The organism is Saccharothrix sabaoui (assembly GCF_051756985.1).
Lineage (GTDB): Bacteria > Actinomycetota > Actinomycetes > Mycobacteriales > Pseudonocardiaceae > Actinosynnema.
On sequence record NZ_JBPKJK010000209.1, the window covers coordinates 1 to 13,463 of the forward strand.

At 75.7% G+C, this 13,463-nt stretch carries 9 protein-coding genes and 1 pseudogene; 5 read left to right on the plus strand and 5 right to left on the minus strand.

Translation table 11 applies throughout. The features are described from left to right. Positions 1 to 25 precede the first annotated feature (25 nt). Both ACR807_RS37575 and ACR807_RS37580 read right to left on the minus strand, forming a co-directional pair. Positions 26 to 1,246: a serine hydrolase domain-containing protein gene (locus tag ACR807_RS37575; protein WP_438926279.1), complete on the minus strand. Its 1,221-nt coding sequence runs from the start codon at positions 1,244 to 1,246 to the stop codon at positions 26 to 28. Positions 1,247 to 1,455: 209 nt separating this feature from the next. Continuing rightward, positions 1,456 to 1,632: a hypothetical protein gene (locus ACR807_RS37580; RefSeq protein ID WP_438926280.1), complete on the minus strand. Its 177-nt coding sequence runs from the start codon at positions 1,630 to 1,632 to the stop codon at positions 1,456 to 1,458. A 194-nt stretch (positions 1,633 to 1,826) separates the two neighbouring features. Here ACR807_RS37580 and ACR807_RS37585 point away from each other — a divergent pair, with 194 nt between their 5' ends. Beyond that, complete coding sequence (locus ACR807_RS37585; RefSeq protein ID WP_438926281.1) at positions 1,827 to 4,499, plus strand: hypothetical protein; 2,673 nt, start codon at positions 1,827 to 1,829, stop codon at positions 4,497 to 4,499. Between the two features lie 28 nt (positions 4,500 to 4,527). Here the strand turns inward: ACR807_RS37585 and ACR807_RS37590 are convergent, their stop codons facing one another. Further along, positions 4,528 to 5,433 carry an oxidoreductase gene (locus tag ACR807_RS37590; protein ID WP_438926282.1) on the minus strand — a complete coding sequence of 302 codons (906 nt, stop codon included), beginning with the start codon at positions 5,431 to 5,433 and terminating at the stop codon, positions 4,528 to 4,530. 131 nt (positions 5,434 to 5,564) lie between these two features. On the opposite strand from ACR807_RS37590, the gene ACR807_RS37595 reads away from it, so the two are divergent. Then, positions 5,565 to 6,446, plus strand: a complete 882-nt coding sequence (locus ACR807_RS37595) for a helix-turn-helix transcriptional regulator (protein ID WP_438926283.1) — start codon at positions 5,565 to 5,567, stop codon at positions 6,444 to 6,446. Between the two features lie 30 nt (positions 6,447 to 6,476). Here the strand turns inward: ACR807_RS37595 and ACR807_RS37600 are convergent, their stop codons facing one another. Then, positions 6,477 to 6,845 carry an alpha/beta hydrolase gene (locus ACR807_RS37600; RefSeq protein ID WP_438926284.1) on the minus strand — a complete coding sequence of 123 codons (369 nt, stop codon included), beginning with the start codon at positions 6,843 to 6,845 and terminating at the stop codon, positions 6,477 to 6,479. Here ACR807_RS37600 and ACR807_RS37605 point away from each other — a divergent pair. The 3 genes and pseudogenes from ACR807_RS37605 (at position 6,811) to ACR807_RS37615 (ending at position 12,044) form a co-directional block, all read left to right on the plus strand. Then, positions 6,811 to 8,081 (plus strand): annotated as a pseudogene (locus ACR807_RS37605) (SDR family NAD(P)-dependent oxidoreductase). The gene ACR807_RS37600 and the pseudogene ACR807_RS37605 overlap by 35 nt on opposite strands. Next, positions 8,045 to 8,308: a Rossmann-fold NAD(P)-binding domain-containing protein gene (locus tag ACR807_RS37610; protein ID WP_438926285.1), complete on the plus strand. Its 264-nt coding sequence runs from the start codon at positions 8,045 to 8,047 to the stop codon at positions 8,306 to 8,308. The pseudogene ACR807_RS37605 and the gene ACR807_RS37610 overlap by 37 nt, the downstream one beginning before the upstream one ends. 232 nt (positions 8,309 to 8,540) lie before the next feature. Continuing rightward, complete coding sequence (locus ACR807_RS37615) at positions 8,541 to 12,044, plus strand: indolepyruvate ferredoxin oxidoreductase family protein (RefSeq protein WP_438926286.1); 3,504 nt, start codon at positions 8,541 to 8,543, stop codon at positions 12,042 to 12,044. A gap of 87 nt (positions 12,045 to 12,131) precedes the next feature. Here ACR807_RS37615 and ACR807_RS37620 read toward each other — a convergent pair. Further along, on the minus strand, positions 12,132 to 13,463 hold a 1,332-nt coding region (locus ACR807_RS37620; RefSeq protein ID WP_438926287.1), incomplete at its 5' end, for a flavin monoamine oxidase family protein.

Here is a 13,463-nt window from a genome sequence, read left to right on the forward strand (position 1 = left end):
GCGCCCGGTCCGGCGGTGGCCGCGCTCAGCCGCCGCCCGGCGGGTCCAGCTCCACGCCCGTGACGGCCTCGGTCTCCGCGATGCCCATCTCCAGCAGCGGGAAGTCGTCGTAGTTGGCGAGGACGACGCCGACCCACCCCGTGTCCGGGTAGACGGTCCAGGTGGCGCCGCCGCCCCCGGTTCCGCCGCCGCGCCCGATCGTCCACTGGTCGCCGACGATGGAGATCGGCATCGTGTACCCCCGGTACGAGGTGGGGTCGTGACCGGGGAGCTTGGGCCCGGTGAACAGGTCGGCGTACGGGCGGGCCAGCAGCGTGCCGTCGTGCAGCGCGGTCGCGAACCGCACCAGGTCCGGCGCGGTGGCGAAACCGTCGCCCGAGGCGTTGCCGATGAAGGCGCGGGCCGGGTTCCGGCCCTCGATGTGCGGGTTCACGGAGCCCTTGTCCAGGTTGCGGACGGCGTCCACCCGGCTGCCGTCGGCCTGGCGCATGTACGGGTGCGCGATGTGCTCGTCGGTGAGCCACCGGTCCCTGGTGTAGTACCCCGAGCCGGTCATGCCGCAGCGCGCGAAGACGTGCTCGTGCACGTAGTCCCAGAACGTCGTGCCGGACACGGCCTCCACGACCTGCGCGGCGATGGACAGGCCGACGCCGCCGCCGGGTCGGTGGCCGTTCTCGCTGTCGGCCGAGCCGGGGACGGCCACCAGCTCCGCCTGCCGCGCCCAGTGCCGGTCGTGCTCGTGCACCTCCTCCCTGCTGTGGAAGACGCGATCCCGGTCCGGCATCGGGGCGTCCAGCCCGGAGGTGCTGGTGAGCAGGTGGTGGAGGGTCACCTGCTCGGCGATCCCCTCGGCGAAGCCCGTCAGGTGCGCGCCCACCGCGTCCGACAGCGCCAGCCTGCCCTGCTGCACCAACTGGAGGACGGCCACCGCGAGGAACGGTTGGCTCGCCGAGGAGAGGGTGAACGCGATGTCCTCGTGGTTGCGGACCCCCCTTTCCCGGTCGGCCATCCCGTAGCTGCGCGACAGCACGGTCCGGCCCCGGTGCGACAGCAGCACCACGCCGGAGAACCGGTCCTCGGCGGCCAGTCCCGCCACGTACCGGTCGTAGGCCCCGCCGGGCCGCGTGTCCAACGGGATCGGGCCGTGCCCGCGCCCGTGGTCGTGTTCGTTCCCGGGCTGCCCGGGCGCGGCGTGGCCGAGCCCGGTGCCCACCAGCGGCGCACCGGCCGCCACGCCGGCCGCCATCAGGCCACCCCACCCGAGCAGTCGTCGTCGGTCGACACCACGTGCGGAACCAGGGTCCACGATCACCGTCCTCTCCCGATCGGCGGACCGACCCGCGCCACCCGTGCGGTCGCGCCGCGGTCCGTGCCCCCACCGAAGACCCGGGACGGTTGCGGCGGCGTATGCGGTTTCCCATACGCCCGCGATACGCACGCCCGGCGACACCGGCCTCAGTGCCGGACCAGGTCGACGTCGACCAGCGACGACCGGTGCAGGCGGGCGACGTCGGGGATCGGCGTCCACACCGACTCGGCGGTCTCCCCGTTCGGCTGGGGCCGCGGCTCGCCGCCGGTGGGCCGGACCCGGTGGAAGACACCGACGTCCTGGTGCGGGAGCGGGCCGGGCACGCGGCGTTCGGCCGCCGGGCACGGGCGGAGCCCTCCCGCGGGGTGCACTTTCGGGACGTCTTCGCGCCGGCGGTCCGCAACAGTTTCGACAACGCTTGTGGCGCGGCGACCGGCCCCGCTAGAACTGGTCGGCCGTCGCTCGACCCCGAGGGGGATCGCACATGCGCTTGACGACACTCCTGTTACCCGCCTTGGTGGTAACCGCTCTCACGACACCGGTCGCGGCGACGGCCCAGGTCCTGCGGGCACCCGACTCGCCGCCGCCGGGGTGGGCGGTCAGCGGCGAGCGGCTGGCGTGGACGGCGCCCGCCCCGGTCCCGCCGGGCGGCGCCGCGGTCGAGTTCTGGGACGGCGACCGGCTGCTGGGCGTGCCGCGCCCGTCCGCCGACCTGCGCACCTACACCCTGGACGCGGACGGGGTCGGCGACGTCGACGGGCTCCAGGTGCGGCTGTCGGGCAGGCGGCTGGACGCCGAGGAACCCGCGGCACCGCCGGTCGCGGCGAACGCGACACCGCCCGCGCTGCTCCCGGCCGGCGCCACCGACCCCGGCGTGCCCGGCCCGTTCGCCACGCGCACGGGGGACTACGCGCTGGACCCCGTCACCGTGCCCGGCTACCCGGTCCCGCTGGAGATGGAGGCCGTGGTCGTCGCGCCGACCGACGCGCCGGGCAGGCGCCCGCTGGCGCTGTTCCTGCACGGCAGGCACATCACCTGCTACGACGGCACCACGATGCTGCTGGACTGGCCCTGCCCGGCCTCCGCCACGTCGGTGCCGAGCCACCGCGGCTACCTCCAGTCGCAACGGCTGCTCGCCTCGCAGGGCTACGTGACGGTGTCCGTGTCGGCCAACGCCGTCAACGCCCACGACACGCTCGACTTCGAGGCCGGCGCGGGCGCGCGGTCGGCGCTGGTCCGCGCCCACCTGGCCAGGTGGGCGGACTGGGCGGGCGCCGGTCGGGGATCGGCCCCCGACGTCGTCCGCGCCGCGCCCGTCGCGGACCTGGGCCGGGTGTTCCTGGTCGGGCACTCCCGCGGCGGCGAGGGAGTCAACCGCGCCGCGGTCGACAGCCTCTCCCCGGCCCCCGGCGACGCCCCGGTGCGCTGGAACGTCAAGGGCACCCTGCTCATCGGCCCGACGATCTTCGGGCACAACCCCGCGCCGGACGTGCCGTCGGTGACGATCCTGCCCGGCTGCGACGGCGACGTGTCCGACCTCCAGGGCCAGCTGTTCGTGGACGCGACCCGCGGCGTGAGCCGGGGGACCGCGCTGCACAGCGCGCTGTACTTCGTCGGCGCCAACCACAACTACTTCAACACCGAGTGGACGCCCGGCCAGGCGCAGGCCCCGGCGTCCGACGACTTCCGCTCCCCGCCCGACGACGCGGTGTGCTCGCCGGGCACCGCCACCCGGCTCACGGCCGAGCAGCAGCAGACCGCGGGCGCGACCTACGTCGCCGCGGCGGCGCGCCTGTTCGTCGAGGGCGACCGGCGGGTGCTGCCGCTGCTCGACGGCTCGGGCGTCCGCGCCCCCTCGGCCGACCCGGCGCGCGTGCTCGCCCACGCGGTCGGCGGCGCGCGGTCCCCGTTCGTCGTGCCCGACGAGGCGACCTCGGCGGGCGGGTCCGCGAGGGTGTGCGCGCAGGTCTCGGCCGACCCGGCCGCGGCGTGCGTCGACCCGGCCGCCACCCGACCCTCGCCGCACTTCGTCCGCTTCAACCGCGTGGTGCCCGAGTCGGGCCGGTTCGCCGTGGCGCTGCGGTGGACCGCGGACGGGCAGGCCGCGACCGCGCGCCCCGGCTCGCCGGTGTCCCTGGCGGGGGCGCGGCACCTCGCGCTGAGGCTGGTCGTGCCGCCGAACACCACCGGCACCCGCTTCGACGTGGCCGTCACCGACGCGACCGGGCGCCGCGCGCCGCTGGGGTCGGTGACGCTCGACGGGCTGCCCGCCACCGAGCGGTTGTCCGCCCGCTGGGCGCAGGAGGTCCGCGTGCCGCTGCCGTCGCGCGGGATCGACCTGCGCCGCGTCGCCGGGCTGGAACTGGTCCCGCACGGCGGTTCCGGTGAGGCGTGGCTCGTCGACGCCCACGGTTGGGCGCCCGGCCTGCCGGACCCGCGCCCGGTGGCGCTCCCGCGCGTCGACGTGGGCGCGCTGACCACCGAGGAGGGCGACTCCGGCACGCGGACCGTCCGGTTCCCGGTCTCGGTCACGGGTGACGGCGCGGGCTCCGTGCGGGTGTTCGTCCAGGACGAGGACGGCCGCGCGTACACCGAGCGGCTGGTGGCGGTCCAGCCGGGGCAGCACGAGGTCGAACTCCCGGTGCAGGTCACCGGCAACACCCGCTGGAGCTTCGACCTGAAGCGCGTGGTGCTGGCCAAGGCCGTGCGCGGCGCGGTCGTCGGCCACTACACGAACAGGCTGACGGTGCCGAACGACGACCCGGAGCCGACCCTCACCGCCACGCCGGTCACCGACTCGGTCACCGAGGGCGGCACCCTGACCTGGCGGGTGGCGCTGTCCTCGCCGACCGACTCGAACTACACGGTCGCGGGCCGGCCGGTCGCCCCGGAGGGGGTCGAGCTGTCCACCACGGACGTCGACGAGACGTGGTTCCGCCAACGCGTCTCCCGGGAGGAGCCGCTGCCCTCGCGGCCGCTGTCGACCACCGGGTTGCAGGTGACCGCCTACTTCCAGCGCGGTGAGGTCACCAAGGACGTGTCCGTGCTGACGGCGGCCGACGCGGAGGTCGAGCAGGTCGAGCGCATCCGCTTCGACCTGGCGTCGCGCAACCCGGGTTCCGTCGGCGTCACGGTCGTCGGCGCGGTCACCGACGGCACGGTCACCGACGGCGCGCCGACCGGCGGGTGACCGCCGACCGACAGCGCGCCCGCCGGGTTCAGGGGTAGCTGACGCCGGTCAGCTCCTCGGCCACCGCCCAGAGCCGCCTGCCGACGTCCGGGTCGGTCGCCTCCCGGCCGAACCGGGCCCGGGCGACGCCGCCCCGCGCCTCCCAGGGCCCGGACGGCCCGAAGAACTCGCCGCCCCGCACACCGGTCCCGGTCGCGGCGCGCAGCTGCGGCAGCGCGCCGCGCTCGACCGGCTGGGTGACCAGCAGGCCGACCGCCGCGATCGACCGGCCCAGCCGGCCCCGGTGCTCCCAGGCGCGCGGGGTCAGGTTGGTGCGGGTGAGGCCGGGGTGGGCCAGCACGCCGGCGACCGGCGACCCGGCGGCGCGCAGGCGGCGGTCCAGCTCGACGCCGAGGACCGTGGTGGCGAGCTTGGACCGGCCGTAGGCGGTGGCGGCCCGGTAGCCGCGCTCGGACATCAGGTCGTCGAAGTCGAGGTGCGCGTTGCGGTGGGTGATCGAGCTGAGGCCGACCACGCGGGCCCCCCGCCCCGCGGCCAGGGCGTCGAGCAGCAGGCCGGTCAACGCGAAGTGGCCCAGCGCGTTGGTGGCGAAGTGCAGCTCGAAGCCGTCGACGGTCGTGCGGCGCGGGCCGAGCAGGACCACGCCGGCGTTGTTGACCAGCAGGTCGATCGCCGGGTGGTCGGCGACCAGCCCGGCGGCGAACGCGCGCACCGAGCCGAGGGAGGCCAGGTCCAGCTCCCGCACCTCGGTGCCGCCGCCGATCCGGTGGGCGACCCGCCCGCCGGCGGCGGTGTCGCGGACGGCGAGCACGACGTGGGCGCCGCGCCGGGCCAGTTCGGTGGCGGTGACCAGGCCGAGGCCCGAGTTCGCGCCGGTCACGACGGCGACCCGACCGCGCTGGTCGGGGATGTGGTCGGCGGTCCATCCGGTCATCTGCTGCTCCTGGGGGTGTCGGCGTGCTGCGCCACCGACGCTAGGAGCGATCCGGCGCGGTTCGGTCGGCCCCGCCTGCCCGGGTCCGCCAGACCTACCCAGGGCGCCGGCCGGGGCGGCACACTCGGGGCATGGGCAGCAGTCACCCGCACGCTCGGGAACTCGGCGACTTCCTGCGCGCCCGGCGCGCCCGGCTGCACCCGCGCGACGTCGGGTTGGAGCCCGGCGGCCGGCGCAAGGTCGTCGGGCTGCGGCGCGAGGAACTGGCCCTGCTGGCCGGGTTGAGCACCGACTACTACCAGCGGATCGAGCAGGGCCGGGAGGTGCGCCCGTCCGACGACGTCCTGGACGCGATCGCCGGCGCGCTCGGCCTCGACGACGAGGAGCGCCGGCACCTGTTCACCCTTGCCCGCGCCGCCCGCCGCCCGGTGCCCACCCGGGTGGACCGCGCCCCGGAACGGGTGCCCCGCAGCACGCGCCGGCTGCTGCGGGTGGTGGACACCCCGGCGGTCGTGCTGGGCAGGCACCTCGACCTGCTGGACTGGAACCCGATGGCGGAGGCGCTGCTCGGCGACCCGGGCGACCTCCCGCCCGACCGGCTCAACATGCTCCTGCTGCTGTTCGACGACACCGCGACCGGCGGCCGGAGCTGCCCGGACTGGGAGCGGCAGGCCCTGGAGTACATCGGCATGATGCGCGCCGCCGTCGCCGCCGACCCCACCCACCCCCGCGCCACCGCGGTCATCGGCGAGCTGAGCATCCGCAGCGCCGAGTTCCGCCGGCTGTGGGCCCTGCACGACGTGCGCGAGTCGGTCAGCGGCACCAAGACCTTCCACGTGCCCGGCGTCGGCGACATCACCCTGGACTGGGACACCTACCCGCTGCCCGGCGACCCCGGCCCGTTCCTGCTCGTCTTCACCACCGAACCGGGCAGCCCCGACGCCGACCGCCTGCGGCTCCTGGCGTCGCTGCACGCCACCCGCTCCGCGTCCGCCGACCGGCACCCGTCCTGACGACCGGGCACGTGCGCTGAACAGCCCGGCCTACGCGTCGGCGTGGGCGTCGGCGGACAGGAGCCGGGCGAGCCAGTCGGTGCGGGTCCGGCGGGCCGTGGCCGAGATGCGCGCCCGGGGGTACAGGGCGTCGAAGCCGTGGAAGCCGCCCGCCCGGACGTGCAGCTCGGCCTGGCCGCCGGCCGCCCGGACGCGGGTGGCGTAGTCGGTGTCCTCGTCGCGGAAGACCTCGGCGGAGCCGGTGTCGACGTAGGTGGCCGGCAGGCCCGAGAGGTCGTCGGCCGGCGCGGGGGAGATGTAGTCGGTGACCTCGTCGTCGCGGAGGTCGCCGAGGACGGCGTGCCGGCCGAACTCGTTCCGCGACGTGCTGGCCCGGCACGTCCGCCCCGACTGGGGCACCGCCGTCGACGGCGTCCTCATCTCGCGGGTCGACCGGGCGGACCCGCCGACGCCGTCGATGACCGGCACGGTCCTCGCGGTCATCGCCCAGGGCGCCAAGCGCCTCGCCCTGGGCGACCGGGTTCACGAGTACGGCCCCGGGCAGTACCTGGTCGCCTCCGTGGACCTGCCCGTCACCGGGCAGTTCACCGGGGTGGAGCCCGGCCGGCCCGCCCCCGGCTTCGGCCTCGTGCTGGAACCCGCCGCCGTCGCCGAACTGCTGCTCCAGGCCGGTCCGGGGGACGTCCCCCGGACCGGCGAGGGCGTTCCGCCGGGGATCGCGGTCAGCGACGCGTCCGCCGAGCTGCTCGACGCGGTGGTCCGCCTGCTGCGCCTGCTCGACCGGCCCCGCGACCGGGCCGTGCCGGCGCCGCTGGTCAAGCGCGAGATCCTGTGGCGGCTGATCACCGGCGAGCAGGGGGCGACGGTCCGCCGGCTCGGCCTGCCCGACAGCGGCCTCAGCCACGTCTCGCGGGCCGTGCGCTGGATCCGGGAGCACTACGCGCAGCCGTTCCGGGTCGAGGACGTGGCGCGCATGTCCGGCATGAGCCCCTCCGCCTTCTACCGCAACTTCCAGGCGGTGACCGCGATGAGCCCCATCCAGTTCCGGAAGCAGATCCGCCTCCAGGAGGCCCGGCTGCTGCTCGCCACCCACCCGGGCGACGTCACCGGCGTCGGCCGGCGCGTCGGCTGCGACAACCCGTCGCAGTTCAGCCGCGAGTACCGCCGCCGGTTCGGCGCGCCCCCGAGCCAGGACGCGGCCCGCCTGCGGGACGCCATGAAGACGGTCCTGATCACCGGCACCTCCTCCGGCTACGGGCGGGAGACCGCCCTGCACCTCCACGACCGGGGCTGGAACGTCGTCGCCGGGATGCGCACCCCGAGCCCGGACGTCCTCCCCGCGTCGGACCGGCTGCGCGTCGTCCGGCTCGACGTGACCGACCCCGACGGCATCGCCGCCGCGGTCGAAGCGGCGGGCCCGTCGACGTCCTGGTCAACAACGCGGGCGTCCCGTCGATCGGCGTGTTCGAGGGCACCCCCGTGACGCGCGTGCGGGAGGTGTCCGAGGTCAACACGTTCGGCGTGATGGCGACGACCCGGGCCGTGCTGCCGCTGTTCCGCGAGCGCGGCTCCGGCGTGGTGGTCAACGTGACTCCAGCGTGCGGGCGAAGACGGTCGAGCCGGGCGCCTGCCTGACGACGAACTTCGGGGCCAGGGCGACCGGCGGCGCCCCGGTGGGCGAGCTGGTCCCGGCGCCCTGCGCGCCGTGGGCGGAGAAGGCGGTGAGCGCCTTCACGAGCCAGGAACTGTTCACTCGGGAGAGTGAGGTCGCCGAGGCGGTGTGGCGGGCCGCGCACGACACGACGGGCCAGCTCCGGTTCCCGGCCGGTCCCGACGCCCTCTGGCTCGCCCGGGCGAGGTGACCGACCCGCTGTCCCGTCCGGGGCCGGGGTCCGGCCGGGCGGTGCACCGTCCACAACGGACTCGGCCCGGTCCGGACCGGACCGTTGCGCCACCGGTCCAGTCCCGACCGCGCGAACAGCGCCCGTGGTCCAGCTTTTCCGGAATCCTTCGCGCTTCCGCCCCGCCCCGCACGCGGTCGTGGCACCCTTGATCGACATCACCACCACGACGCGCGCAGGAGGGGATTCCGCGATGAGCGCGACCCTGGATACACCGGGGGCCGCCCCGGGGGTGGCGCCGACCGCACCCGGCCCGGCGTCCTTCTCGCTGGACGACCGCTACCTGGCCGAGGACGGGCGGGTGTACCTGACCGGCGTGCAGGCCCTGGTCCGCGTGCTGCTCGACCGGCAGCGGCACGACGACCGCCGGGGGCACCGGGGATCGCTGTACGTCACCGGGTACGAGGGCTCCCCCCTCGCCGGCTACGACCTGGAGATCGCCCGGCGCCGGGAGCTGATGGACGCGCACCGCGTCGTGCACGCCCCCGCGCTCAACGAGGAGCTGGCCGCGACGGCGCTGGCCGGGACGCAGCTCGCCGGGCAGGTCGCCGACCTGAACACCGACGGGGTGACGGGTTTCTGGTACGGCAAGGCGCCGGGCCTGGACCGCGCCACCGACGCCATCCGGCACGCCGCGATGATCGGCACCTCGCCCCGGGGCGGGGTGGTCGCGCTGGTCGGCGACGACCCGGCCGCGAAGTCGTCCAGCGTCCCCGGCTCGTCCGAACCGGCGTTGGCGGACCTGCAGCTGCCGACCTTCTACCCGGCCGACCCGGACGAGGTGCTCCGGTTCGGGTTCCACGCCGTCGAGCTGTCCCGGGCGAGCGGGCTGTGGACGGCGGTGAAGGTCGTCACCAACGTCGCCGACGGCGCCTCCTCGGCCGAGGTGACGCCCCGGTGGACCCCGCCGGACCTGTCCGACCTGCCCGGCGGCCTGCGCGCCTACTCCCACGTGCCGCACGCGCGGCTGCTGGGCCGGGACCTCGCCGGGCTGGAGCGCGGTTTCCAGCAGGTCCGCCTGCCCATCGCCCTGGAGTACCTGCGCCGCAGCGGCGTCAACCGCGTCCTGGGCGCCACCGGCCGCGCGCGGGTCGGGATCGTCGCCGCCGGCAAGACCTACCTCGACGTGCGGCAGGCGCTGGACTCGCTCGGGCTGGGAGAGGCGGACCTGGTCCGCCTGGGCGTCCGGCTGCTCAAGCTGGGCGCGATCATCCCGGTGGAGCCGACGATCGTGCGCGAGTTCGCCGAGGGGCTCGACGAGATCGTCGTGGTCGAGGACAAGCGCGCCTTCCTGGAGGTCGCCGTGCGCGACGTCCTCTACGGCACCGCCGCCGCCCCGGTGGTGGTCGGCAAGCGCGACCCGCACGGGGCGCGCCTGTTCAGCGACATCGGGGAGCTGGACCCCGACCTGGTCGCGACGGGCCTGGCCAGGCGGCTGCGCGACCTCGGCGGCTTCGGGCCGCTGCGCTCCCGCGCCGAGCGCGAGCCCCGGGAGCGGATCTCGCTCCCCCTCGCGGTGCGGTCGCCGTACTTCTGCTCCGGCTGCCCGCACAACTCGTCCACCAAACCGCCGGAGGGCGCGCTGGTCGGCGGCGGGATCGGCTGCCACGCGATGGTGCTGATGATGCCGGAGGAACAGGTCGGCAAGGTCACGGGCCTGACCCAGATGGGCGGCGAGGGCGGCCACTGGATCGGCATGGCCCCGTTCGTCGAGCAGCGGCACTTCCTCCAGAACCTCGGCGACGGCACGTTCGCGCACTCCGGCAGCCTGGCCATCCGGGCCGCCGTCGCCGCGGGCGTCCCGATCACCTACAAGGTCCTGTTCAACGCCACGGTCGCGATGACCGGCGGGCAGGACGCGGTGGGCGGCGGCGACCTCGCCCGGCTCGTCGCGACCGTGCTGGCCGAGGACGTGACCCGGGTCGTCGTCACCACCGAGCAGCCGGCGCGGGTCCGCAAGTCCCTGCGCCGCCGGGGGATCGGCGTCCGGGGCCGGGTCTCGGTGCGCCACCGCGACGACCTGCTCGACGTGCAGACCGAACTCGCGGGGCAGCCCGGCGTCACCGTGCTGGTCCACGACCAGGAGTGCGCCGCCGAGAAGCGCCGCAAGCGCAAGCGGGGCACCCTGCCCACCCCGACCACCAAGGTGCTGATCAACGAGCGGGTGTGCGAGGGCTGCGGTGACTGCGGCCGCAAGTCCAACTGCCTGTCGGTGCGCCCGGTGGACACCGGGTACGGCCGCAAGACCCGCATCCACCAGTCCTCCTGCAACCTCGACTACTCCTGCCTGGACGGGGACTGCCCCTCGTTCGTCACCGTCACCCCCGCGGCGCGGCGCGTCGCGAAGCGCGTCCCGGTCGACGTGGGGCCGCTGCCGGACCCCGTCCTGCGCGTCCCGACCGACGACTACCGCCTGCGCGTCAGCGGGGTCGGCGGCACCGGCGTGGTCACCGTCGCCCAGGTCCTCGCCACCGCCGCCGCGATCGAGGGCCGCCACGTCCGCACCCTCGACCAGACCGGCCTGGCGCAGAAGGGCGGCGCGGTCGTCTCCGACGTCAAGGTGAGCACCACCGCCACCGACCGCGCGGCCAAGCTCGCCGGGGGCGAGTGCGACCTCTACCTCGGGTGCGACTCCCTGGTGGCCACCGACCCCGAGCGGATGACCGTCACCGACCCCCGGCGCACGATTGCCGTCGTCTCCACCGCCGAGGTGCCGACCGGGCACATGGTCGTCGACCCGACCGCGTCCTTCCCGGACCAGGACCGCATCCGCTCCGCGCTCGACGGGCGCGTCGCCCGGGTGCACTACCTGGCCGCCGACGAGCTGTCCCAGCGGTTGTTCGGCGACGAGCAGTTCGCCAACATGCTGCTGGTCGGGGCCGCGTTCCAGGCGGGCGGCATCCCCCTGCCCGCCGAGGCCCTCGAAGGGGCGATCCGGCTCAACGGCACCCGGGTGGACGCGAACCTGGCGGCCTTCCGCCACGGCCGCCGCCTCGTCGCCGAGGCCGACCGGCCCGACCGGCCCGCCGGGCACGACGAGCCCGGGGCCGACGAGCCGGCGGACCTGGACGAGCTGGTCGCGCGCCGCACCGCCGAGCTGACCGCGTACCAGGACGAGCGGTACGCCGGGAGGTACGCCGCGTTCGTCGACGAGGTCCGCGCCCGCGAGGAGCTGGCCGTCCCCGGCAGCACCGGGCTCGCCGACGCCGTCGCCCGGCACCTCTTCAAGCTGATGGCGTACAAGGACGAGTACGAGGTCGCCCGGCTGTCGCTGGACCCGTCGCTGGAGGACTCGGTCCGCGACCAGTTCGGCGAGGGCGCCACGATCCGCTACCGCCTGCACCCGCCGGTGCTGCGCGCCCTCGGGATGAAGCGCAAGATCGCCCTCGGCCCGTGGGTCAGGCCCGTCTTCCGCGCCCTGCGCGCGATGCGCCGCCTGCGCGGGACCGCCTTCGACCCGTTCGGCGTCGCCCGCGTCCGCCGGGTCGAGCGCGCACTCGTCGAGGAGTACCGCGACGCGGTGCGCTCCGCGCTCGACCACCTCGACGCCGGGACGCTGCCGGTCGCCGTCGCCCTCGCCGGGCTGCCGGACGAGGTCCGCGGCTACGAGCACGTCAAGCTCGCCTCGGTCGAGCGCTACCGGACCCGCCTCGCGGAGCTGCGCCGCGAGCTGGCCGCCCACCCGGTGGCGGGCTGACGCGGGCACCGCCCACGCCGGCCCACCCGGGCGGGCGACCGCTCCGGCGGGTCGTCAGCCCGGGTGGGCCGTCAGCCCGGCAGGCCGTCAGCCCAGCAGGTCGGCGGCCTGCCGCGCCGCGCGCAGGCCCGACTCGAAAGCACCCTCGACGAAACCGGTCCAGCCGCTCGCGATGTCGGAGGTCGCGAAGGCCACCTTGCGGTGCGGCTGCTGGATCGCGGGCAGCTGGGTGGTGAGCTGGCCGGGCCTGCGCAGCGCCCAGGCGCCCCGCGCGTACGGGTCGACGCCCCAGTCGTGGGCGCGGAAGTCGACCAGGATCGCCTCCGGCAGCACGGCCTTCAGCGCCAGCTCGACGGCCGAGCGGTCCCTGATGTCCAGCGCGGGCAGGGCGTTGATGCCGAACATCAGCTGGCCGTCGGCCAGCCTGCCCTGCGAGACCAGGGCGGCGAACGGGTCGCCCTCGGCGCCGTTGACGAGCACGTCGTCGTCCAGGCCGCGCACGTGCAGCCACAGCTTGCGCACGTTCGGCACGCCGACGCCCTGCCGCGTCGCGGTGGCGTGCACCTCCGGCAGGGCGGGGAAGAAGCGGATCGTCCTCCACACGTTCACCGGCACGGCCACCACCACGGCCTTGGCCGTGTAGCCGCGGCCCAGGCCGGCGGTGACGGCGACCCGCCGCGCGCTCTGGGTGACCGCGCGCACCGGCGCGTTCAGGCACACCGTGGCGTCCGAGTCGCCGAGGACGGCGCCGATCAGCGCCGACATGCCGCCGGCGGGGCGCAGGCCCTGGCTGGAGTACCAGTCGGCGGCGTTCCCACCGGCCAGGGCCCACCACTGCGCCAGGCCGGTCAGCGCGCCGAACGCGCTGGAACCGCCGGACTGCCCCGCGGTGACGCCGGTGACCCAGCTCTCGTCGTCGGCGGACAGCCCCAGCTCGTCGAGCCGGTCCCGCAGCGAGAGGTGGTCGACCGCGCGGACCAGGTCCTCGCGGGTGAGCGGTTCGGCGGGGTTCGGGAAGTACTCGTCCGAGCCCGCGAACAGCCTCTCCAGCAGCCCGCCCTGGCGGGTGACGAGGTCGGTGATCGTGAAGTCGCCCGGGCCGTCCGGGGTGGGCATCACGGCGCGGGTCGGCGCGGGTCCGCCGACGGTCCCGATGCCGTACCGGCGCAGCGCGTCCATCACCAGCGGGTGCCCGGCGGAGACGAACTGGCCGCCCACCTCCACGCTCTGCCCGGCGAAGGTGTCCGTCCACGTGCGACCGCCGAGGCGGTGGCGTGCTTCGAGGACGAGCGTATCGAGGCCGCGGGCCGACAGCTCGCGGGCCGCCACGGCCCCCGCGAACCCGGCTCCCACGACGATCACGTCGTAGTCCTGTCGCGCCAACGACGAGTCGTCGGTGGCGACGGTGATCCCGTTCAT

Excerpts from the sequence above, each read along its gene's own strand:
- ACR807_RS37575 (WP_438926279.1), bottom strand. The coding sequence starts at position 1,246 with ATGGCGGCCGGCGTGGCGGCCGGTGCGCCGCTGGTGGGCACCGGGCTC.
- ACR807_RS37590 (WP_438926282.1), bottom strand. The coding sequence starts at position 5,433 with ATGACCGGATGGACCGCCGACCACATCCCCGACCAGCGCGGTCGGGTC.
- ACR807_RS37595 (WP_438926283.1), top strand. The coding sequence starts at position 5,565 with ATGGGCAGCAGTCACCCGCACGCTCGGGAACTCGGCGACTTCCTGCGC.
- ACR807_RS37615 (WP_438926286.1), top strand. The coding sequence starts at position 8,541 with ATGAGCGCGACCCTGGATACACCGGGGGCCGCCCCGGGGGTGGCGCCG.